Origin of the sequence: Hyphomicrobium sp. (genome assembly GCF_009026145.1) — a bacterium.
Taxonomy (GTDB): Bacteria; Pseudomonadota; Alphaproteobacteria; order Rhizobiales; family Hyphomicrobiaceae; genus Hyphomicrobium_A.
The window spans coordinates 20,200-40,447 of record NZ_WBUE01000021.1 but is presented as its reverse complement, the minus strand read 5'-3'; the positions used below and the strand labels follow the sequence as shown (position 1 = coordinate 40,447).

The following is a 20,248-nucleotide window of genomic DNA, read 5'->3' as shown; positions in this document are numbered from 1 at the left end:
TCATTCAATGCCAACGAGGCCCTACGATCAAGTGCCGAAAGCCGCGGCAGATGCTCCACACCAACGTTTCCGGTTAGCCTGCGGCAGGTGCCGCCTCGGCGGTCGTGCTGCGCCAGCGCACGACGAACTCAAGCGGCATGGCAATCGTCCAACGCACGCCCTCGGGTGGAAACTGATAGTCGACCTTGGCGTTCAGCGCCTGTCCGGCAACGCGCTCGATGACGACGTGGCCGAAGCCCCTCACCGTCGCCGGCACAACTCTCGGGCCGCCGCGTTCCTCCCAGCGGAGCACCAGGCGCAACACGCCGCCCTCGTCCGGCTCGAAGCCCCACGCGACGCGCACGCGACCCGCGATCGTAGACAATGCTCCGTACTTGGCCGCGTTGGTGGCAAGCTCGTGCATCGCCAGTCCGAGGTTCTGCGCGGCGGTGGCATTGATGAATACCGGTTGACCATGGCACGCGAGCGCCTCGGACGAATTGCCGATGAACGGCTGCAGCACGGCGCGGATCAGCTCCTCCAGCGATGCGCCCGTCCAGTCCTCCGCGACCAGAAGGTCGTGTGAGGCAGAGAGGCTCTGCAGCCGCTGAATGAGCTGCGATTGCAGAACGGCGACGTCGGAGGTGGAGCGCGCCGTCTGCCGCACCATGGCGACGATCACGGCCAACAGGTTCTTGGTGCGGTGGGAGAGCTCGCGCATCACCATGCGCAGATGCTTTTCGACGCGTTTGCGCTCGGTGATGTCGCGAAAGACTGCGGAGAAGCCAAAAATGCGTCCGTCCGGGCGCCGCATCGGCGCAACGTTGATGGCGACGTCCAGCATGCTGCCGTCCTTGCGGCGACGCACCGTGTCGCGCAACACGTGCTCGCCGTGCCGCAGGTGGCGGTACTTCTCCTCGAACTCCTCCTCGGCGCCTTCAGGAAACAGCAGACGCTCCGACCTACCGAGGACTTCCTCAGCCGTGTAGCCGAACATGCGCTCGGCTCCCGGATTCCAAGACTGGATGAGGCCTTCGTTGGACATCGAAATGATGCCGTCCGCGGAGGTGGCGACGATGGTCGCGAGCTGCGCGTTCTTCTCCGCCTCCTCGAGGTGCTCGGTGATGTCGGTGTTGGTACCGAACCAGCGGATGACGTTGCCGGCTTCGTCGCGGATCGGCATGGCGCGCGACAGAAACCAGCGAAAGACGCCATCGCGCCCTTTCAGCGGGAAGGTATCTTCCCACACCTCGCCCGTCGTCAGGCAGCGGTTGATCTTTTCCATGACGCGGTCGACATGGTCGGGGTGCTGACGCAGCGGCCAGCCCCACTGCTTGGCCTCGTCGAACGGCGGACCGGTGTAGTCGAACCAGCGCTTGTTGTACCAAAAGATGTTGCCGGCCTCGTCGGCCATCCACGCGAAGGCCGCGATGTTGTCGGCCAGCGTCCGGAAACGTGACTCGCTTTCGCGCTGAGCGCGTTCGGCGTAGACCCAGGGCGTCGTGTCGACGACGATGGCGAGCACCCCGGCGGGATTGCCATCCTCGCCGCGCACCGGGCTGTAGTCGAGGTTCGTCCAGACGTCCTCCGGTGTGCCGCGCCGCCCGAGACTGAAATGCTTGTCGCGAAATGAAAGGGCTTCGCCGGCAAGCCCGCATTCGAGCACGCGGCGGTTGAAGTCGGCCGCCTCCGGCCAAGCCTCGACGATCGGCATGCCGAGCAATTCCGGGTGGCGCGAGCCGGCGAAGGCGGCATAGCCGTCGTTGTAGATCATGATCCCTTGCGGGCCCCACAACAGGACCATCGGAACTGGCGAAGCAGTGATGATATCGACCGCGCACTTGAGGCTCGTCGGCCAAGCCTCCATCGGTCCGACCGGAGTAGAGCTCCAGTCGAATTCCTCAATCCGTCTTTTCATTTCGTTGCTTGCGGACAGTTGCATGGCGGCGTGCGGTGCTTGTGATCAACTGCAGTTGTAGACTTGGGTTCCCATTCCCGCTGGGTTTCAGTCCCTTTCGGTGTTCGCAAGTGCGGGAACCAACGCGGCACCGTTCAGTTTCCCTACGATGCCGCTACCGGCCTTCGAGACACGAGGAAAGCATGGGCAATCTTCTCTACTGGGCCGTTATCTTCCTCATCATCGCGCTGGTTGCTGCCTTCCTCGGTTTCGGCGGCGTCGCCGGCGTAGCGACCGAGGGCGCGCGCATCCTGTTCTGGGTGGCGATCATCCTCGTCGTTCTGTCATTCATCGGCGGCATGCTGCGCCGCGGATAGCCGCCGCCGAGCGCCAGGCTACCCGAAATTAAGTATGCCCTACCAACAACATAGCGTACTGCGTCGGCGGTGTCTTTGGGCGCGGCTGCCGAGCGGCGGAACTTTTGCCGAAGTTGAGCGTTTGTGCGGGTTACGAAGACACCGACAAGTGGGCGGCCTATAAAGGGGAGATCATGTCCATTTCAGAGATCATTGCACCGCAGCTGCCGTACCTGAGGCGGTTTGCGCGCGTTCTGTCGGGCAGTCAGGAAAGTGGCGACGCATACGTCGTCGCCATGCTCGAGGCCATCGCCGCGGAGCCGTCGATGTTCCCTGTCGATCTCGAGCCGCGCGTCGCCACCTATCAGAGCTTCCTCGACGTTTGGAACTCGGTGCGTCTCAACCACAAGAAGTACGACAACCCGGTTCCCGAGCGTCTTGCCGCTGCCGATCGCAAGCTCGAGGCGATCACCCCCCGCGCGCGCCAGGCGTTCCTGCTGATGGCGGTCGAAGAATTCTCGACCTCCGACACCGCGAAAGTGCTGAAGACGAATGAGGCCGAGGTGAAGGCCCTGGTGGATCAGGCCGCATCGGAGATTGCCGAACAGGTGGCAACCAACGTTCTCATCATCGAGGACGAGCCGATGATCGCGCTCGACCTCGCCGACCTCGTCATCGGCCTCGGCCACGAAGTGTGCGAAACGGCTCGCACGCACAACGAAGCCGTCGCCGCGTTCAAGAGGCATAAGCCGGGTCTCGTGCTGGCCGACATTCAGCTCGCCGATGGCAGCTCCGGGCTCGAGGCCGTCAACGAGATCCTGCAGTCCTTCGACGTGCCGGTCATCTTCATCACCGCGTATCCGGAGCGACTGCTGACCGGTAGCCGCCCGGAGCCGACGTTCCTCGTCAACAAGCCGTTCCGCACCGAGACGGTGCAGGCGGTAATCAGTCAGGCGTTGTTCTTCGACTACAAAGCACACCGACCGAACGCTCAGGTCGCCTGAGCGCAACACGAGAAAGGCGGGCCGAGGCCCGCTTTTCTCTTGGCCACCGCTAGCGGTGAACCCAATCCGATTTGACTTAGACGGCGCGGGCCGAGCGTGAGCGTTGGCGGGGCGGAGCGTCCGCTGCGTCGGTCGATGTCGCCCCCGGCTGGTCGGACGATGGCGATGTCATCAGCTCGTTGAGACGCGAGCGCGCACGATTGACGCGACTCTTCACCGTGCCCACGGCGCAGCCGGAAATGTTGGCCGCGTCTTCGTAGGAGAAGCCCTCCGCGCCGACCAATATGAGCGCCTCGCGCTGGTCGGGAGGCAGCTTGGCGAGGGCACGACTGAGATCCATGAGGTCGAGATGGCCCTGTTGCTCGGCGGGCACCGAGAGCTTGGCGGCCAGCTGTCCTTCGCTGTCGGCTATCTCGCGCTTCGTCTTGCGCAGCTCGGAGAAGTAGGCGTTACGCAGGATGGTGAACAGCCACGCCTTGAGATTTGTCCCCTCCTCGAAAGAATCGAGGTGGTTCCAAGCTTTCACGAGAGCTTCCTGCACAAGGTCATCGGCGCGATCACGATTGCCGCACAGCGAGATTGCGAACGCCCGCATGTTCGGGATCGCCGCGACGAGATCATCGCGGAGCGTGCTGTCGTGCGGTGGCCGACTGCTCACCTGCTCTCCTCCTCATCGCGCACCTGGCCGCTTGCGGGCTTGTCCGCCTCTCCGCTCTCGAGCTGCTTGATGAGGTCCGTGATGCTATCGGGTATGGGGGCGTTGAGAAGCTCGCCGTATGCGGCCCTGAGCTGCTTGCCGAGAATCCCAGGCAGCACGTGCTGATTACGGGCGCGTGCAGGGCGGCTGGGTTCGCGCTCGTCGGTATCCTGATGAGCCAGGCGGGAGGATGGGCGTGCGGGCGCGCCACCTTCCGGTGCCGCGGCGGCACGTTGCGGCTCTCGAGGGGCGGTCGCGTCAAACGCCTTTCCCCAAGAGGTCTTCTTCTCCTCGGACATAGAACGGCCCTCCCGCCTCCCGTCTTGGTCATTTCGCGCTGCTACCCCCGGGCGCGAGACCGGGGCTTTTGCGGGCGCGGACCATATCATCCGGTTCGTAAGGCTAAACAACGCCCAATGCGAGGATAAGTTCCAATTCGGGGGGCGGCGGCCCGAAACCCAGCAGCCCGCGGCTTGCGCCGCGGGCTTGCCGATTGAAGCCGGGTCTTGCGGGGGCGGCCCATTCGAGGCGCTTGGCACCTCACCAGCGGTTCAGGGCCTCGTCCACTTGCTTTTTGACGGCATCTTTGGCCAATCCATAGCGCTCCTGGATCTTCCCCTCGAGCTGCTCGCGATTGCCGTTGATCTGGTCGAGCTCGTCGTCGGTGAGCTTACCCCACTGCTCCTTCACTTTGCCGCGGAACTGCTTCCAGTTACCGCTAACGCGATCCCAGTTCATGATTATCTCCTTGGCTGCGTGGCGTTGTGCGCAGTTCAAAACGGGTGCCTGCGTCGAATAGTTCCTGCATCGGCAAGAGCGAGCGCTTTGGGTGCTCATCACAAATTTCGCCGCAGTGCGGGAACAAGCAGACCGCCGCGGCGTTGCATTCCGCTATGCGCGCGCGTGCGCGCGACGGCCAAGGGGGATGGGCGCCACCGTTTGATGAAATATAAAGCCCTTTAGTCCGATGCTTGAGCGGCTACGCCAGAGCGGTTGGTCCATCCAGGCCCAATTCCTGCTCTACAGTTCCGCATTGCTCATCCCCGCTCTCGTCTTCAGCGGCTTGATGATCCTGCGGTCCGCTTCGCTCGAGCGGACCGCCATGGAGGACGAGATCACCGATGTCGCGCGCGCCGTGGCGACGGCGATCGATCGCGAGCTCGCCGCCACGACGACGACGCTCAACGCGCTCGCTTCCTCGCCAGCGCTGACCGACGGCGACCGCAAAGCCTTCTACAATCAGGCGATGGCGGCGAGGGAAGTGAGCGGCAACGACTTCTTCCTGACCAGCCGCGGCGGCAAGCAGCTTCTCACTACTCGTACCAAGTGGGGAGCCGAAACGTCTGCCGTCTCGCCGATCGATTCAAAGCAGGTCATGCAATCGGCAGAGCCGCAGGTATCGAACGTCTATCGCGAGACCGTCGATGGGGCCCCGACATTCAGCATTAGCGTTCCGGTAAAGCGCGGCAACAAGACGATCTACCTGCTCAGCGCATCCATATCCTCGCAACGTATCCTGGAGATCTTCGAGCGCGCCGAGCTGGACCCGGGCTGGGTGGCGACCGTTACCGACCAGGCCGGGACAGTCGTCGCACGCTCGCTCGACTTCGAGAGGCACGTCGGCAAGGCGTCGCCGACGAAGCATGCGGGCAGCACGGAAGCCCGCGCCGGCTTGTGGCGCGTAACAGAGGGCGACGGCGAGCCCGTGCTGCTCGCCTCGACATACTCGCGGCAATCCGGATGGCTCGTATCGACGAGCGTACCGGAGTCCGTCGCCAACCGCCCGATTGTCCGCTCCTGGATGCTGGTCGCGACGCTCGCGGTGAGCTTCGCGCTCTTGTCCGCGCTGCTCGCGTACCTGTTCGGGCGCTTGATGTCCGAGCCGGTGCGCGCGCTCGTCGGAGGCGCGCGCGAGCTTGGCCGCGGTGAAATCGTCGCGCCGATCAAGTCTTCCATCCTCGAGGTGCGCGCGGTCGGCGAGGCATTGGCCAAGGCCAGCGAGACGCGCCGGCAGATGGAGCATTCGTTGCGCGAGAGCGAGGACAGACTTCGATTGGCGCTCGCTTCCGCCGACACCGGCGCCTGGGATTGGGATCTGACAAGCGGCGCACTGACTTGGGATACGCGTATGCGCGCCCTTTGGGGTCTCAACGCCGACGACCCGGTCTCGTTCGAGGTCTTCGTTACCGCACTCAATCCACTCGATCGCGAGGCGACGTTTGCGGCCATCGAGCGCGCGCAGGATCCGACGGCAAATGCCGAGTACGATGTCGAGTACCGGGTCAACGGTGTCCGCGATGGGATCGAGCGGTGGGTTGCCGCCAAGGGACGCGCGCATTTCAGCGCCGGCAAGGCCGTGCGCATGACCGGCACCGCGCGCGACATCACGGACAGGAAGCGGTGGGAGGAGCACATCCAGCTCCTGATGCGCGAGGTGACGCACCGGTCCAAGAACTTGCTTGCGGTGATCCAGGCCATGGCACGTCAGACCAAGCTCGCCAGCCGCGACGTCAACGACTTCGAGGTACGCTTTTCCGGTCGTTTGCAGGCGCTGGCCGCTTCGCATGATCTTCTCGTCCAGCGCAACTGGCACGGCGTTTCGATCTCCGAGCTCGTCAGGTCGCAGCTGGCCCACTACCTCGACCAGCATGCCAGTCAGATTGCGATCGAGGGACAGGGGCTGATCGTTACGCCCGAGGCGGCTCAGAACATCGGTCTGGCGGTGCACGAGCTCTCGACCAACGCGGCCAAGTACGGGGCGCTATCGGTGCCGGAAGGTCGCGTCGCGGTCAGCTGGTCGCGCACGGGAAATGGCAGTGAGGATGCGCGGCTGCACATGAGTTGGATAGAGAGCGGCGGCCCGGAGGTCGTTCCTCCTTCCCGCCGGGGCTTCGGTCACGTGGTGACGGAGCAGCTCACGGCGCGTGCCCTGCAGGGAAAGGCGAACCTTCGGTTCGAGCGCGACGGGGTGCGTTGGACGCTGGACATTCCCGCCAGCCACCTCCTGAAGTCGTAGGCCGTCATGGGGCATGTGGTGGCAGTGCCACGCCGATCGAAATTGAAGCTCGGTTGGGCGGAACTTTCGCTGAATTGTCGTGTTGAAAGGCGAACGACGTTTTCAAGCGAGATGCTCAGGTGAAGGTCCAGAGAAACCAGGAGCTTACGAAGCTGATCGGGCGCCGATTGCGGGAAGCGTGCGCGAGTGAAGCGCCCGGCGAAATCCCTGTGGCCATCGCAAGTGGGCTCGCCAAGCTCCAGCAACTGGAGGACCGGCTCGCCGCCACTCCGGACGACGGCGTGGACACCGAAGATCCCTACCCCGGCAGACCCGCGGCCCCCGATTCTGCACCGGAGGAAGCTGAAGAACCCCGGGTAGCATCGTGAAGGGCGGCAACAGCAAAGCCGGGGAGGTGGCCCCGGCTTTACGACTTGCTTGAGCGTCCGGCCGCGCCCCTCAGGGCGCCTGCTTGTTGAGCTTGCTGTCGGCCCCATGCTCCTCCTTGAGCGACATGGAGAGCAGCTTTACCGCCTCGGGAAGATCGAGCAGCTGCCCCCCACGACACTAGGGTGCCGTAGTGGGTAATCTCATGATGCTCGACGGCCTGCGCAGCGGCGATCATGGCCGCGTCGCGGGCACCTGGTGGCGGGCCGAGTGAACATCATTTGGCCGAGTTTGAAGATATTCTGCAGCGGGGTTCAGGAGATGTGCGCGCGATTTGGGGGAGCCGCTGGCTCACCAACGGTTCCGTGCTGCGCTGACGAGAGGGTGCGATGGGCGCGATCATGATCCGCTGTCCGGCGACGAACGAGCTTATTCCCGTCGGTATCGACACGGATAAGGACAGCTTCCTGGGGCTTCCGGAAGTGCAGGCCGCGCCGGTGCAATGCCCCGCGTGCGGCGGACAACATACCTGGTCGAAGAAGGATGCCATCCTCGAAACGACGATGCGTATCCGCTCCAGGGGGAGCAGCGATTAGACTGCCGCTCTGCTCCTTGGTTGGCTCTAGAGGGTGTCTGCGAACGTCTCGAGCGCCTCGATGTCGGTGATGCGCAGACCCTCGCGCACCGAGGTCACCATGCCGCGCGCCTCGAGCTCGCGGAGGACGCCGGCGAGGGCGTCGACGGTCATATTGAGATGCTCGGCGACCGCGCCAGATGAGAATTCGTCCCTGATGATGCTCGGGTCGCGGCCCTCGCTGGCGCCCATGCGCGACAGGGCCGCGAGGAATGAGGCAACGCGCTTGGCTGGCGCGCTGCGGCTGCCCGCGAGAGCCCGAACGCGCAGGTAGTCGAACTCGCGATCGGCGGCTGCCGCATACCGCGCCGCGAGCTGGCCATCGCCCGCGAGCAGTTGCTCGAACTCATCCTCGCTGATCGGGCTGACGATGGTCTTGGCCACGGCCTGCGCCGTGCTCGTATGCACATCGAGGTGGCCAAAGCCGATGATGTCGCCAGGGAAGGCAAACTCGATCACCTCGTGATGGCCATCGGCCCACCGCAGGTAATGGCACAGCGCGCCACGCTCGACGCGGTAGAGCTGGTCGCGCTTGTCGCCACTGTGAAACAGCGTCTCGCCGCGGGCGAGGCGGCGGACGCGGGTCGAGCCTCGCGTACGGACAAGGCCAGTATCGCTGTTGGACTCGTGCCTATCGGGGGGCTGCGAAGATACTGCAAGCATTGACACACTCACGCCTACGAGCCGACGACATGGGGATGGCCGCTGCCACATTCAAGCCAAAATCTGAACCGTCTCAATCCCCTAAGCGGTTTGGCTATCTCTACAACGATGGCGTCGCGGCGCTGTTCCCTGAGTAACATGCACGTTCTTCGTCCAGCACGGCATCGTTGTTTCCGAGCACCGGCACTTAGCGCGCGGATCATGCGCGTATGGTGAATATTGCGCAGTGCAGCGCGAGAAGCGCGGAACCGGCGCTGCGAGAAACCGTTCTTCATGCGATCGGCAGCAGGGCACTCCGGCGCTAGGCGCGCCGTCGGTGTCCCACAAGGTGAAGAGGCATCCACCATGAAGAAGCTTGTCGCAGCCGCTTCGATCATCGCCCTTCTGGCGATCCCCGCCGTCGCTCAGAATGCGACGCCACCGCCGGCGACCGGGAAGTCCCCGGCGACCGAGTCGACCGCTGCGCCGGCACCCACCGGCGAGATGGCCGGTGCGCTTGGCTCCGGTGAAATCTCCGCGAAGGAGCTCCTGGCCGAGAACGTGCGCAACGCCGCCAACGAGAGCATTGGCAACATCAACGACGTGCTCATCGGCGGCGACGGCAAGATTGCCGCCGTCATCATCGGGGTTGGCGGATTTCTCGGCATGGGAGAGAAGAACGTCGCACTACCCTTCGATCAGCTGATCTTTGCGAAGGACGCGGCTGATGATCTCATCGTGAGCACGAGCGCCACGAAGGAGAGCCTGCAGGCGGCCCCTGAGTACACCAAACCAGAAGACCGCTCATAAGGCGGCGGAGCTGACCTACTCGAGCCTGCCGGCGGCCCGGATCGTTCCGGGCCGCCATTTCATCGACGCACATCGTGCCCATGCGGAACCTTTGCACGGACATGTGCATTTCTCGATTTTGGGAGAGCAAAATGCACGAGCCACAGGAAGTTTTGACTCCGACTGAGGCCCGCCAGGCGTCGCCACGGCGACTGAACTTTCGCGTCCTCACGGTTTCGCTGCTGCTCGCCATCATCGCAGCCGCCGCGCTTTATGCGCTGTTCTACGGCGGCTCGACCCCGGTTAGCACCCCCGGCCCAGCCCCGACCCAGGAGACGGCCCCTGGTCCGTGACCCCCAGCGTCGCAAAAATAGAAAGGGACGGCCGATCGGGCCGTCCCTTCTCAGATTCAGGTCAGGACCAGCAGTTTACTCCATGCCGCTGCTGCGCCACGTCGAGGTCGACTTGCACTTTCGGCACACGCGCTCGCCCGCCCACGCGCTGGGGAACGGGTCGCGACAGATCAGGCACTTCCTGATCTTGTGCTCCGCGCTGCGCCGCGCCTCGCGCTCTGCCTCGCAGACGTCCACGCAACCGTCGTTGCACGCGTCGTGGCAGTCGGCGTACGCGCCAGTATGTTCCTTGAGACTGCTCAACTCGTCCTCAACCACGTTCACCACTTCGCCTGTTGTCTGGCTCGCAAACGCCTGAACGCCGCCGCGGTCCCGGCGTTTCCAGCAAAAAGGTTGAGATTCTCTGGATGCGCGGCCAGTCAGGCACCGAAAAGCACGATGTCTGGGGCGCGTATATCGGGTGGATTTCCTGCTTTTTCAAGGGATTTTCATGGGTGCCCGGCGGAAAGTAGGAGACGGCGTAGACAAACTGCGGCTTTCTGGCGCCGAATTTCACAAATTTGCACGAATTTGCACACGGGCGGAGAACTGGCGGAACCGGCGGCCGTTATCACGGCAAGTGTTGATCGCCATTCAAACCGGAGATTGGCAATGCCGACCGCCTCGATAGCCGAAAGCCATGTCGCCCGGACGGGATACGCGCACCTGGCCCAGGGTGCGATCTTCGATGGCGCCGACGACGCGCTGACAGCCCGTCGATGGGCCTGCGGGGTGCACCCTCAGCCGCTCGCCCGCCTCGCCGCGCTGCTCGTGTCGATCTCGCGCAACAACACCTACGAGGGCCGCGACCCGAGGACGATGCCCGAGGCACTCACGTCGGGCTTTGTCGCCGACCTATTGGGTGTCGATATTTCCAAGCTTGCGGGCCTGCTCGTCGAGCTTCGCAATCGCGGACTGATTGAGAGCGGCGCAGACGCGACCCTGCGCCTCAGGGATATACGAGGCCTGGAGCGCCTGGCGAACTGAGCCATCGCAATGGAGCCTGTTCGATCCTCGAGCACGATGCATGGATTTCCCCCTGCAGATCGCCTTTGAGGGCGTGAAACCTTCCGATGAGCTGCGGGTGTGCGTCGGCGACGAGGTCGCCCAACTCGGCGAGCTGGCCGATCGCATAAAGCTGGCGCGTGTCGTCCTCGGTCGCCCACAACGCCGCAACCATCGTGCCGACGCTTGCCGCGTGCACATTCAAATCGAAGGGCTCGACGGCTCGGATATCACCATCACCCGCGATCCGGCCATTACCGGCGTCGAGGAGGATGTGCACGCAACCATCAAGGATGCGTTCACGTCGCTGCGTCGGCGCCTCGAGCAGCTCAGCGAGCGGAGCTGACATCGACTTAGGGCGGCCAACTTCGGGGGGCCGAGGTAGACATCCCTTAATTCACTACTATGTTTCATGGCCCATGGGCCGGCGTCCTCTGCCGGACATTAGGTAAGCGCAGCGGACGAGAGCGCATCGCATGAAGGATGATCCAAACCGGTGGATGTGGTCGGAGGCCTGCGAGATGTTGGCGCGCGCCGAGCGCATGCACCGCCAGTTCTTCCAGCCCGTGCGCTCCTTCTCGCGCCAGCCGGCCTGGGAGCCTCCCGCCGACGTCCTCGAGAACGAGCGCGAGGTCTTGGTGGTGGTCGCCCTTCCCGGCGTGAAGCCGGATCAGGTCGAGGCGGCTATCGACGGTGGCGATCTCATCGTCAGCGGCGCGCGCACGCTTCCCGCCGAGCTCGGCTCGGCCGTCATTCATCGCCTCGAGCTGCCGCAAGGAAGGTTCGAGCGCCGGCTCGCTCTGCCGGCGGGGCGCTACAGCAACGTGCGCCGCACGTTCGCCGACGGCTGCCTCCTCGTGCTGTTGTCAAAAGCGGAGCCCTCGCGTGGTTGAGATGAAAATGGACGCCCCCAAGGCACAGGAGGCCGGAAATCCGGCCGCTCCCTCGACGCCGCCTCTGCCGGCCGACGCCATCGCCGTCATCCCCGTGCGCGAGATGACGCTGTTCCCAGGCGTGGTGCTGCCGGTAACCGTCGGTCGCCCGCGCTCGATAGCGGCCGCGCAGAGCGCCGTGCGCGAGCAGCGTCAGGTCGGCATCCTCATGCAGCGCGACAGCGAGCAGGCGGAGCCGCAGCCCATCGACCTGCATCGCGTCGGCACGGTGGCCAACGTCGTGCGCTACGTCACGGCACCGGACGGCACGCACCACCTCGTCGTGCAGGGTGACGAGCGTTTCCAGGCGGTCGAGTTCCTGACCGGCTGGCCGTTTCTCGTCGCCCGCGTGCAGCGCATCGCCGAGGCCGAAGAGCGTACGCCGGAGATCGAGGCGCGCTTCCTCAATCTGCAGCGCCAGACCGTCGAGGCGCTCGAGCTACTGCCGCAGGCGCCGCCGGAGATGATCGTCGCCGTGCAGAGCGTGCGCTCGCCCGGCACGCTCGCCGACCTCGCCACCGCGTACATGGATCTAAAGCCAGCGGAGAAGCAGGAGATCCTCGAGACGATCGACGTCTCGGCGCGTATGGACAAGGTCTCGGCACTGCTCGCGCACCGCATCGAGGTGCTGCGCCTGTCGCAGGAGATCGGCCGGCAGACCAAGGCGGCGCTCGATGAGCGCCAGCGCGAGGTGCTGTTGCGCGAGCAGATGGCGGCCATCCAGCGCCAGCTCGGCGAGGGCGAGCAGAGCAAGGCGCAGGACATTGCCGAGCTGTCGGAGGCGGTGGCCAAGGCCGACATGCCCAAGGAGGTCGAGGATCAGGCGCGTAAGGAGTTGCGACGGCTGGAGCGCATGCCTGAGGCCTCCCCCGACTACGGCATGACGCGCACCTATCTCGACTGGCTGATCGAGCTGCCGTGGAAGCTGCCCGAGGAGACGCCGATCGACATCAAGGAGGCGCGCCGCATTCTCGACGAGGACCACTATGGCCTCGACAAGATCAAGCGGCGCATCGTCGAGTTCCTCGCCGTGCGCAAGCTGGCGCCGAGCGGCAAGGCGCCGATCCTGTGCTTCGTCGGACCGCCCGGCGTCGGCAAAACCTCGCTCGGTCAGTCGATCGCGCGCGCCATGAACCGCAAGTTCGTGCGCGTTAGCCTCGGCGGCGTGCACGACGAGGCGGAGATCCGTGGCCACCGGCGCACCTACATCGGTGCATTGCCCGGCAACATCATCCAGGCCATCCGCAAGGCCGGGGCGCGCAACTGCGTGATGATGCTCGACGAGATCGACAAGCTCGGCTCGGGCATCCAGGGCGACCCGCGCGCGGCCATGCTGGAGGTGCTCGACCCCGAGCAGAACTCGGCCTTCCGCGACAACTACCTCGCCGTGCCCTTCGACCTCTCCCGCGTCGTGTTCATCACCACGGGCAACGTGATCGACCAGATCCCCGGGCCGCTGCGCGACCGCATGGAGGTTATCCAGCTCTCCGGCTACTCGGCCGAGGAGAAGTTCAACATCGCCAAGCGCTATCTGGTGGCGCGGCAGCTCGAAGCCAACGGTCTGAAGGCGGAGCAAGTCGTGCTTGATGATGACGCGCTGCGCGACATCATCGGCCTCTATACGCGCGAGGCCGGCGTGCGCAACCTGGAGCGCGAGATCGGCAAGGCGCTGCGCAACGCGGCCGTGCGCATCGCCGAGGGCGAGGCGGGCCCGATCCACATCGGCTCGTCCGGACTTGCCGGCATCCTCGGCGCGCCGGTGTTCGAAAGCGAGGTCGCCATGCGCACGTCCGTGCCGGGCGTTGCCACGGGCCTTGCCTGGACGCCGGTCGGTGGCGACATCCTGTTCATCGAGGCGACGCGCACGGCCGGCAACGGCAAGCTCATTCTCACCGGGCAGCTCGGCGAGGTGATGCGCGAGAGCGTCCAGGCGGCGCTGTCGATCGTCAAGAACCGCGCCGGCCAGCTCGGCATCGACGCGGGCATTTTCGAGAAGAGCGACATCCACGTGCACGTGCCGGCTGGCGCCATCCCCAAGGACGGCCCCTCCGCAGGCGTCGCCATGTTCATCGCGCTCGCCTCGCTGATGACGGAGCGACCGGTGCGCTCAGATACCGCCATGACCGGCGAGATCAGCCTGCGCGGCCTGGTGCTGCCCGTCGGCGGCATCAAGGAGAAGCTGGCCGCCGCGGCGCGCGCCGGCGTGAAGCGCGTCATGCTGCCCGCCCGCAACAAGAAGGACATCGAGGATCTTTCGGAGGAGACGCGCCGGCAGCTGGAGCTCATCTGGCTGGAGCGGGTCGAGGACGCCCTCGGGGCGGCGCTGGAGGAACGGCCCGCGGCGGCCAGCGCCTGACGGCGGCGGGCCATCAGCCTGCGGCGTTGCGTCAGGCAAGCAAATGGGCGGCCGGTCACGCCGCGGGGCTCGCCCGCTGCTGCGGCCCGTGCTAGAGCCGCGCCCATGACAGCTTCCCCTGTAAAAATAGATGCGCCGGCCGCGAAAAAGCGCGGGCACGTGCCGACCGTCGGCTTTGTCTCGCTCGGCTGCCCCAAGGCGCTTGTCGATTCCGAGCGCATCCTGACCAAGCTGCGCGCCGAAGGCTATCGCGTCGCTCCCGACTATGCGGGCGCCGACGTCGTTGTTGTCAACACCTGCGGGTTCCTCGACTCGGCCAAGCAGGAGAGCCTCGATGCCATCGGCGAGGCCATGGCCGAGAACGGCCGCGTCATCGTCACGGGCTGCTTCGGCGTCGAGGAGGGCCGCATCCGCGAGAGCCATCCGGACGTGCTCGCCGTCACCGGCCCGCATCAGTACGAGCAGGTGGTGCAAGCGGTACATGCAGTGGTGCCGCCGGTGCATGACCCGTTCATGGACCTCGTGCCCCCTGAAGGGCTGCGGCTGACGCCCCGCCACTACGCCTATCTGAAGATATCCGAGGGCTGCAACAACCGCTGCTCGTTCTGCATCATCCCGCAGCTGCGCGGCGACCTCAAAAGCCGCCCGTCGAACCACGTGCTGACGGAGGCGGAGCGCCTCGTCAAAGCCGGCGTCAAGGAGCTCCTGGTCATCAGCCAGGACACCAGCGCCTATGGCCTCGACCTCAAGTACGCCGAGAGCCAATGGAAGGGGAGCGCGCTCCCCGCCCGCTTTCAGCCCCTATGCGAGGCGCTGGGCGAGCTCGGCGCCTGGGTGCGGCTGCACTACGTCTATCCCTATCCGCACGTCGATAGCGTCATCCCGTTGATGGCCGAGGGCAAGCTCCTTCCCTACCTCGACATTCCCTTCCAGCACGCCTCGCCGCGTGTCCTGAAAGCGATGCGCCGCCCGGCCGCGCAGGAAAAGACGCTGGAGCGCATCCGCCGCTGGCGTGAGACGTGTCCCGACCTTGCCATCCGCTCGACCTTCATCGTCGGTTTTCCCGGCGAGACGGAGGACGACTTCCAACTGCTGCTCGACTGGCTGCGCCAAGCCGAGCTCGCTCGAGTCGGCTGCTTCCGCTACGAGCCGGTCGCCGGCGCGCCGGCCAACGGCCTTGACGGCGCTGTGCCGGAGGAAGTGAAGGAGGAGCGCTGGCATCGCTTCATGGCGACGGCGAAGGAGGTGAGCGAGAGGCGCCTCGCGCGCATGGTCGGGCGCGAGATCGACGTCATCATCGATGAGGTCGACGAGGAAGGCGCGCTGGGACGCTCGCAATGGGACGCCCCCGAGATCGACGGCAGCGTGTTCTTGAACGGCGACACGGATCTGAAAGCCGGCGACATCGTCAAAGCGCGCGTCACCCACGCCGACGACTACGATCTGTGGGCCGAGCGCGCCTGAACGCCGATGACGCGGCGCCGGCGCGCGAGCTGACCCAGGCCCCAGTGATAGGGTGTGATAGGGAAGCGATGGCAGGCACCCCGCTTGGCCTACCATCGCTCGCCTAGTGCGCGAGTGCGTTGGCGAGCACGATTACAAGTGCCGCCGCTCCCACCGCCGCGCACAAAAGCCACGCCTTCAACGTCAGCGTCCGCTCGATGCGGCGCGCTTCATCGCGGAACGTTTCGAACTCCGCCAGCTTGCGGCTCACCGCCTCGAAGCTGTTGTAAGCATGAAAGTCGCCGCTGGAGCGCGCCTCGATGCGGTCGAGACGCCCTTTGAGATCGCGGCAACTGCGCAGCAGCTCATCGAGCTTGGCCTCCTTGCTGCGCTTCTCGCTTTTTTGGAAGTTTTGCCAGCGCTGGTCCTGCTCGGCCGTCTGCTGCAAGTCGGCGACTTTGGCGGCGAGTTGGGAGAGGTCGCGCGACATCAGACGCACGGTCGCCTGCAGTTGCTCGATCTTGCTTGCCGTCTCGGCGACGTAGCTGTCGCGCGCGATGAGAGGTACCGTTGAACCGATTTCGTAGCGGATTTCAGGGGTCGTTTTGTCGATGGCGGCCTTGCTCAGCAGCGGCGAGCGGCCACGACGTTCTTCAACTCTTAGCACAGCACCACGCCTCCCACGCGGAAACCAAGCTGGGCACCCATCGGTGCCGAACCAGCGGGCAAGTTTCGTCGTTCGCGCGGCTCGCGAGTGTCGCAAGGCGTGACTCTCCACACGGAGGCTCACGCGCTGCAGAACCCCCGTGAGGTCGCAACGTTAGTGGCAAGATTTCTCTTGAGCTTCAGTGCTGTGACAATAACTCACACGTCGCAGCTTGGCTAGCCTCGCGCAACGTAAATCGCTCGAAAGCGCGCATAAATTTTTGCGCCGCGATGGTCGCGACCGTCCGCGTCGTCAGCCACCGGAGCTGCAGCCGATCTGAGCGCGGTGGCGCAGGAAGTGATCGGCCAGCACGATGGCCAGCATGGCTTCGCCGATGGGGACGGCTCTGATACCGACGCATGGGTCGTGGCGCCCCTTGGTGATGACCTCCGTCTCCTCGCCGGCAACGTCGATGGTCTTGCGCGGCGTCAGAATCGAGGATGTCGGTTTCACCGCGAAGCGGCAGACGATCGGTTGCCCGGTCGAGATGCCACCCAAGATGCCGCCGGCATGGTTGGTCAGGAAGCACGGCTGACCATCGTGACCGATCCGGATCTCGTCGGCGTTCTCTTCGCCGGTGAGCTCAGCGGCGCCCATGCCGGCCCCGATCTCGACACCCTTCACGGCGTTAATGCTCATCATCGCCGAGGCGATATCCTGGTCGAGCTTGCCGTAGATGGGCGCACCCCAGCCGGCCGGGACGCCCTCGGCCACGACCTCGATCACGGCGCCGATGGAGGAGCCGGACTTGCGGACGCGGTCGAGGTACTCGGCCCAATGGACGGCGGTCGCCGCGTCGGGACAGAAGAACGGATTGGCGTGGACCGCGTCCCAGTCCCACAGCGAGCGATCGACCTCGAGATTGCCGATCTGCACGAGCGCGCCGCGGATCGTCACGCCGTCGAGCACCTTGCGCGCCACGGCGCCAGCGGCCACGCGGGCCGCCGTTTCGCGCGCCGAGGAGCGGCCGCCACCGCGATAGTCGCGAATGCCGTACTTCTTCCAATAGGTGTAGTCGGCATGGCCGGGGCGGAACTTGCCGGCGATCTCTCCGTAGTCCTTCGAGCGCTGGTCGACGTTGCGGATGATGAGCGAGATCGGGGTTCCGGTCGTCACCTGGCGTCCTTGCGCATCGGGGAAGACGCCAGACAGTATCTCGACCTCGTCGGGCTCCTGTCGCTGGGTCGTGAAGCGCGACTGCCCGGGACGCCGCTGATCGAGGAAGTGCTGGATCTCGGCGGCTTCCAGCGGCAGTCCCGGCGGGCAACCGTCGATGATGCAGCCGAGCGCCGGCCCATGGCTTTCCCCCCAGGTCGTCACACGGAACAGATGGCCGAAGGTGTTGTGGGACATCGCCTGTCGCCGAGAGTGAGGGGAGGGCAGGCCGGGTGTGCGTGCAACCCGATTGCCGTGGCAGTTGTGCCAGTCTTAGGAGTGCAAGCGCACGCCCGCAAGAGCCCAAGCCGGCAAAGGCCGTGACAGACTCGCGCGACGCAGTTTATGTGGGCGGCAGTACCGCGTCGCGCTACGCGACAAGCTGCAAGGAGACAGCACGTTAGAGGACGCATCGCTCGTGCGCTGCGCGATCTTTCTGCAATACCGCCATTGGGCGGGAACCGCCGGTCGCCATCAGGCTTGGCCTTGGGACCAACAGGTTTCACAACGTTTCTGAGCTGAGGCGCAACAACCGCCGGTCGCGTGTCGCAAGCCGCGTATGCGTCACGGGTCGCCGTATGGTTGGGCCCGCATCATCGCCGCTCCCTGCCGGCTTGAGCAACCGGCACCGAGCGGCCATTCGACGTGACGGGAGAGCCGGGGCAGCCGCTGCCTCGGCTCTTCTTCTTTGCCTGCCGGCTACAGCCACTCCATGCAGTCGCGGCGCAGGACGAGAACGCGGTCCTGCGGAACGGTTAGCTCCGGCACTGCCGACGGCTCGAGACCGTAAAGGTAGCCGCGCAGCACGCGACTGACGCCGCCGTGAGCAGCAACCACCGTATCGTGGGTCACATCGGCGAGCCAGGCGACGGAGCGCGCCATGAGGTCCTCGTAGCTTTCCCCGCCTTGCGGTCTCCAGCGGAAGGTGTCACGTGCCCGCGCCTCGACCCCGGACCGATCGATGCCCGGCAGATCGGCCGCGAAGATGCCTTGCCAGTGGCCGTAGTGAAGCTCCTTCAAGCGCTCGTCGAGCGCGTAGGCGTGCGGCTCGAGCCCCATAGTGCCGCGCACGATCTCCATCGTCTCACGGGCCCGCAGCAATGGGCTCGCGACGTAGCTGCAATGAGCGATGCGGGGGAGCAGAGCGCGCAGCGCCTCGCCGTTGCGGCGCGCCTGAGCGCGCCCCACCTCGTTCATCGGTACGTCGGCCTGACCCTGGTAGCGCGATTGCGCGTTCCAGTCGGTTTCGCCGTGGCGGATGAAATAGATTGTGACGTCGGCGCGCATCACTCGATACGCTCGGCTGGGCTCAGCTGTCCTCGGACTTGGCGACCGTGATGTCCGGGGCATCTTCGTTCTTCATGCCCTGCACGTGGTAGCCAGAATCGACGTGGTGCACCTCGCCGGTGACGCCGCGCGACAGATCCGACAACAGATAGAGCGCGGCGCCGCCGACCTCCTCGATGGTCACGGTGCGCCGCAGCGGGGAATTGTACTCGTTCCAGCGCAAGATGTAGCGGAAGTCGGCGATGCCGGAGGCGGCGAGCGTCTTGATGGGTCCGGCCGAGATGGCGTTGACGCGGATGCCGCTCTTGCCGAGGTCGGCGGCGAGGTAGCGCACGCTGGCTTCGAGCGCGGCCTTGGCGACGCCCATAACGTTATAATGCGGCATCACCTTCTCGGCGCCGTAATAGGTGAGGGTCAGCATCGATCCGCCGGGCGGCATCAGCTTTTCCGCCCGTGAGGCCAGCGCCGTGAACGAGTAGCAGGAGACAAGCATCGTCTGGGTGAAGTTCTTCTCGCTGGTGTCGACGTAGCGGCCGTCGAGCTCGGCCTTGTCCGAGAAGGCGATGGCGTGAACGAAGAAATCGAGCCGCCCCCATACCCGCTGCAGCTCGGCGAACACGGCATCCATGGAGCCGGCGTCGACGACGTCGCAGGGGAGCACGACCTTCGAGCCCAGCTCGGCGGCCAGCGGCTCGACCCGCTTCTTGAGGGCGTCACCCTGGTAGGTGAAGGCGAGCTCGGCGCCCTGCGCGGCGGCCGCGCGGGCAATGCCCCAGGCAATTGAGCGATTATTGGCTAAACCCATGATAAGGCCGCGTTTGCCAGCCAACAGGTTGCCTTTCGCAACCCCTGCGCTCGGCATTGGCTCCGTCATGGGTGTCTCTCTGATCCTGGTTATGGCCCGGTGCTTTCGGCGCGCATCCTACACAAATGGATTGTTGGGTCCAGATGCGCGCTTTTCGCACGGGTCGCAGGAAAAAGGCCGACCCTGGGGCCGGCCTTTTTGCCGATCGCGAAGCGGGAAGGGGGAACCGCCGCGTCAGCCGTCGAGTTGCCAGCGGCCACTGGGCAGGCGGCAGGCGATGCCTTCCTGTTTCTTGGTGGTCCTGCCGGTCGTCATCAGAACGATCAGATGGCGGCACACTTTGCCGCTGGTGTCCTTGAAGGATCCGGTCGGCTGCACGAGCCCGGAGAGGCGACCATGCCAACGGCGCCAGACATAGGTCTTGCCGTCGCCAACCTCGGAAAGGGCATATTGGATCCGCTCCAGCGCGGCGATCTCATCCTTCTCATCAAGCTTGTAGGGCCCGACCGGAATGTCGACGGTCGTGCCGGGAATGATCGAGGTCCCGGGCACGGAAGGGAGAGGCGGCACCGGCGTGTTGGCGATCTCGGGGGAGACCGATGTCTCCCACTGCTCACCGCCGAAGGCCGTGTTCGGCCCCAGCAGGATGAAGCAGACGAGCACCAGGCCGGTGGTGACAACTGCAGCAAGCGTAACTAGAGAGGGATGCGAACTCATGACGCTTCACTCGATGCTGACGACGCTACGATGCGCAACTTGCGGTGTGACCTGTCTCGAGTATGAGCTG

At 65.2% G+C, this 20,248-nt stretch carries 22 protein-coding genes; 10 read left to right on the top strand and 12 right to left on the bottom strand.

Translation table 11 applies throughout. The features are described from left to right. Positions 1–73 precede the first annotated feature (73 nt). Complete coding sequence (locus F9K20_RS15255; RefSeq protein ID WP_291003563.1) at positions 74–1,897, bottom strand: PAS domain S-box protein; 1,824 nt, start codon at positions 1,895–1,897, stop codon at positions 74–76. 182 nt (positions 1,898–2,079) lie between these two features. On the opposite strand from F9K20_RS15255, the gene F9K20_RS15250 reads away from it, so the two are divergent. Both F9K20_RS15250 and F9K20_RS15245 read left to right on the top strand, forming a co-directional pair. Then, complete coding sequence (locus tag F9K20_RS15250; RefSeq protein ID WP_291003560.1) at positions 2,080–2,253, top strand: DUF1328 domain-containing protein; 174 nt, start codon at positions 2,080–2,082, stop codon at positions 2,251–2,253. A 173-nt stretch (positions 2,254–2,426) separates the two neighbouring features. Further along, on the top strand, positions 2,427–3,236 hold the full coding sequence (locus tag F9K20_RS15245) for a response regulator (RefSeq protein WP_291003557.1): 810 nt from the start codon (positions 2,427–2,429) through the stop codon (positions 3,234–3,236). Positions 3,237–3,312: 76 nt separating this feature from the next. Here the strand turns inward: F9K20_RS15245 and F9K20_RS15240 are convergent, their stop codons facing one another. The 3 genes from F9K20_RS15240 to F9K20_RS15230 form a co-directional block, all read right to left on the bottom strand. Beyond that, positions 3,313–3,831, bottom strand: coding sequence for a sigma-70 family RNA polymerase sigma factor (locus F9K20_RS15240; protein WP_291003652.1), 519 nt, complete (start codon positions 3,829–3,831; stop codon positions 3,313–3,315). A gap of 59 nt (positions 3,832–3,890) precedes the next feature. After that, positions 3,891–4,232 carry a NepR family anti-sigma factor gene (locus F9K20_RS15235; RefSeq protein WP_291003554.1) on the bottom strand — a complete coding sequence of 114 codons (342 nt, stop codon included), beginning with the start codon at positions 4,230–4,232 and terminating at the stop codon, positions 3,891–3,893. A 241-nt stretch (positions 4,233–4,473) separates the two neighbouring features. Next, complete coding sequence (locus F9K20_RS15230) at positions 4,474–4,671, bottom strand: CsbD family protein (RefSeq protein ID WP_291003550.1); 198 nt, start codon at positions 4,669–4,671, stop codon at positions 4,474–4,476. A 229-nt stretch (positions 4,672–4,900) separates the two neighbouring features. On the opposite strand from F9K20_RS15230, the gene F9K20_RS15225 reads away from it, so the two are divergent. Next, positions 4,901–6,949, top strand: a complete 2,049-nt coding sequence (locus tag F9K20_RS15225) for a sensor histidine kinase (protein ID WP_291003547.1) — start codon at positions 4,901–4,903, stop codon at positions 6,947–6,949. 406 nt (positions 6,950–7,355) lie between these two features. Here F9K20_RS15225 and F9K20_RS15220 read toward each other — a convergent pair whose 3' ends face one another. Then, the gene (locus F9K20_RS15220) at positions 7,356–7,553 is read right to left on the bottom strand and encodes a DUF892 family protein (protein ID WP_291003545.1); all 198 of its coding nucleotides are present in this window, start codon (positions 7,551–7,553) and stop codon (positions 7,356–7,358) included. Between the two features lie 151 nt (positions 7,554–7,704). Between F9K20_RS15220 and F9K20_RS15215 the strand changes: the two genes are divergently transcribed. Continuing rightward, a complete protein-coding gene (locus F9K20_RS15215; protein ID WP_291003542.1) occupies positions 7,705–7,911 on the top strand; it encodes a hypothetical protein in 207 nt (68 codons plus the stop codon). Positions 7,912–7,937: 26 nt separating this feature from the next. Here F9K20_RS15215 and F9K20_RS15210 read toward each other — a convergent pair whose 3' ends face one another. Continuing rightward, a complete protein-coding gene (locus tag F9K20_RS15210; protein ID WP_291003540.1) occupies positions 7,938–8,612 on the bottom strand; it encodes a Crp/Fnr family transcriptional regulator in 675 nt (224 codons plus the stop codon). Positions 8,613–8,957: 345 nt separating this feature from the next. Here F9K20_RS15210 and F9K20_RS15205 point away from each other — a divergent pair, with 345 nt between their 5' ends. Beyond that, the gene (locus F9K20_RS15205) at positions 8,958–9,401 is read left to right on the top strand and encodes a PRC-barrel domain-containing protein (protein WP_291003538.1); all 444 of its coding nucleotides are present in this window, start codon (positions 8,958–8,960) and stop codon (positions 9,399–9,401) included. Positions 9,402–9,808: 407 nt separating this feature from the next. Here F9K20_RS15205 and F9K20_RS15200 read toward each other — a convergent pair whose 3' ends face one another. Next, positions 9,809–10,057 (bottom strand): hypothetical protein, encoded by a 249-nt coding sequence (locus tag F9K20_RS15200; RefSeq protein ID WP_291003535.1) that lies wholly within the window; start codon positions 10,055–10,057, stop codon positions 9,809–9,811. 327 nt (positions 10,058–10,384) lie between these two features. On the opposite strand from F9K20_RS15200, the gene F9K20_RS15195 reads away from it, so the two are divergent. The 5 genes from F9K20_RS15195 (at position 10,385) to rimO (ending at position 15,529) form a co-directional block, all read left to right on the top strand. Next, positions 10,385–10,759, top strand: a complete 375-nt coding sequence (locus F9K20_RS15195) for a helix-turn-helix domain-containing protein (protein WP_291003532.1) — start codon at positions 10,385–10,387, stop codon at positions 10,757–10,759. Between the two features lie 40 nt (positions 10,760–10,799). Continuing rightward, positions 10,800–11,123, top strand: coding sequence for an HPF/RaiA family ribosome-associated protein (locus F9K20_RS15190; protein ID WP_291003529.1), 324 nt, complete (start codon positions 10,800–10,802; stop codon positions 11,121–11,123). Between the two features lie 130 nt (positions 11,124–11,253). Continuing rightward, complete coding sequence (locus F9K20_RS15185; protein ID WP_291003526.1) at positions 11,254–11,670, top strand: Hsp20/alpha crystallin family protein; 417 nt, start codon at positions 11,254–11,256, stop codon at positions 11,668–11,670. A gap of 7 nt (positions 11,671–11,677) precedes the next feature. Then, positions 11,678–14,065, top strand: a complete 2,388-nt coding sequence (gene lon, locus F9K20_RS15180) for an endopeptidase La (RefSeq protein WP_291003650.1) — start codon at positions 11,678–11,680, stop codon at positions 14,063–14,065. A gap of 105 nt (positions 14,066–14,170) precedes the next feature. Further along, a complete protein-coding gene (gene rimO / locus F9K20_RS15175; protein WP_291003523.1) occupies positions 14,171–15,529 on the top strand; it encodes a 30S ribosomal protein S12 methylthiotransferase RimO in 1,359 nt (452 codons plus the stop codon). Between the two features lie 103 nt (positions 15,530–15,632). Here the strand turns inward: rimO and F9K20_RS15170 are convergent, their stop codons facing one another. From F9K20_RS15170 to F9K20_RS15150, 5 genes are all read right to left on the bottom strand, one after another. After that, entirely contained in the window at positions 15,633–16,175 is a 543-nt protein-coding gene (locus F9K20_RS15170) for a hypothetical protein (protein ID WP_291003520.1), read from the bottom strand. Between the two features lie 291 nt (positions 16,176–16,466). After that, on the bottom strand, positions 16,467–17,567 hold the full coding sequence (aroC, locus tag F9K20_RS15165; RefSeq protein ID WP_291003517.1) for a chorismate synthase: 1,101 nt from the start codon (positions 17,565–17,567) through the stop codon (positions 16,467–16,469). Between the two features lie 501 nt (positions 17,568–18,068). Beyond that, positions 18,069–18,656 carry a histidine phosphatase family protein gene (locus tag F9K20_RS15160; protein ID WP_291003514.1) on the bottom strand — a complete coding sequence of 196 codons (588 nt, stop codon included), beginning with the start codon at positions 18,654–18,656 and terminating at the stop codon, positions 18,069–18,071. Between the two features lie 22 nt (positions 18,657–18,678). Continuing rightward, positions 18,679–19,461, bottom strand: coding sequence for an enoyl-ACP reductase FabI (fabI, locus tag F9K20_RS15155; RefSeq protein WP_291003512.1), 783 nt, complete (start codon positions 19,459–19,461; stop codon positions 18,679–18,681). A 234-nt stretch (positions 19,462–19,695) separates the two neighbouring features. After that, a complete protein-coding gene (locus tag F9K20_RS15150; protein WP_291003509.1) occupies positions 19,696–20,178 on the bottom strand; it encodes a hypothetical protein in 483 nt (160 codons plus the stop codon). Positions 20,179–20,248 lie beyond the last annotated feature (70 nt).

Coding starts and splice junctions, on each gene's coding strand:
- F9K20_RS15255 (WP_291003563.1), bottom strand. CDS start 1,897: ATGAAAAGACGGATTGAGGAATTCGACTGGAGCTCTACTCCGGTCGGA.
- F9K20_RS15250 (WP_291003560.1), top strand. CDS start 2,080: ATGGGCAATCTTCTCTACTGGGCCGTTATCTTCCTCATCATCGCGCTG.
- F9K20_RS15245 (WP_291003557.1), top strand. CDS start 2,427: ATGTCCATTTCAGAGATCATTGCACCGCAGCTGCCGTACCTGAGGCGG.
- F9K20_RS15240 (WP_291003652.1), bottom strand. CDS start 3,831: ATGCGGGCGTTCGCAATCTCGCTGTGCGGCAATCGTGATCGCGCCGAT.
- F9K20_RS15235 (WP_291003554.1), bottom strand. CDS start 4,232: ATGTCCGAGGAGAAGAAGACCTCTTGGGGAAAGGCGTTTGACGCGACC.
- F9K20_RS15230 (WP_291003550.1), bottom strand. CDS start 4,671: ATGAACTGGGATCGCGTTAGCGGTAACTGGAAGCAGTTCCGCGGCAAA.
- F9K20_RS15225 (WP_291003547.1), top strand. CDS start 4,901: ATGCTTGAGCGGCTACGCCAGAGCGGTTGGTCCATCCAGGCCCAATTC.
- F9K20_RS15220 (WP_291003545.1), bottom strand. CDS start 7,553: ATGATCGCCGCTGCGCAGGCCGTCGAGCATCATGAGATTACCCACTAC.
- F9K20_RS15215 (WP_291003542.1), top strand. CDS start 7,705: ATGGGCGCGATCATGATCCGCTGTCCGGCGACGAACGAGCTTATTCCC.
- F9K20_RS15210 (WP_291003540.1), bottom strand. CDS start 8,612: ATGCTTGCAGTATCTTCGCAGCCCCCCGATAGGCACGAGTCCAACAGC.
- F9K20_RS15205 (WP_291003538.1), top strand. CDS start 8,958: ATGAAGAAGCTTGTCGCAGCCGCTTCGATCATCGCCCTTCTGGCGATC.
- F9K20_RS15195 (WP_291003532.1), top strand. CDS start 10,385: ATGCCGACCGCCTCGATAGCCGAAAGCCATGTCGCCCGGACGGGATAC.
- F9K20_RS15190 (WP_291003529.1), top strand. CDS start 10,800: ATGGATTTCCCCCTGCAGATCGCCTTTGAGGGCGTGAAACCTTCCGAT.
- F9K20_RS15185 (WP_291003526.1), top strand. CDS start 11,254: ATGAAGGATGATCCAAACCGGTGGATGTGGTCGGAGGCCTGCGAGATG.
- lon (WP_291003650.1), top strand. CDS start 11,678: ATGGACGCCCCCAAGGCACAGGAGGCCGGAAATCCGGCCGCTCCCTCG.
- rimO (WP_291003523.1), top strand. CDS start 14,171: ATGACAGCTTCCCCTGTAAAAATAGATGCGCCGGCCGCGAAAAAGCGC.
- aroC (WP_291003517.1), bottom strand. CDS start 17,567: ATGTCCCACAACACCTTCGGCCATCTGTTCCGTGTGACGACCTGGGGG.
- F9K20_RS15160 (WP_291003514.1), bottom strand. CDS start 18,656: ATGCGCGCCGACGTCACAATCTATTTCATCCGCCACGGCGAAACCGAC.
- fabI (WP_291003512.1), bottom strand. CDS start 19,461: ATGGGTTTAGCCAATAATCGCTCAATTGCCTGGGGCATTGCCCGCGCG.
- F9K20_RS15150 (WP_291003509.1), bottom strand. CDS start 20,178: ATGAGTTCGCATCCCTCTCTAGTTACGCTTGCTGCAGTTGTCACCACC.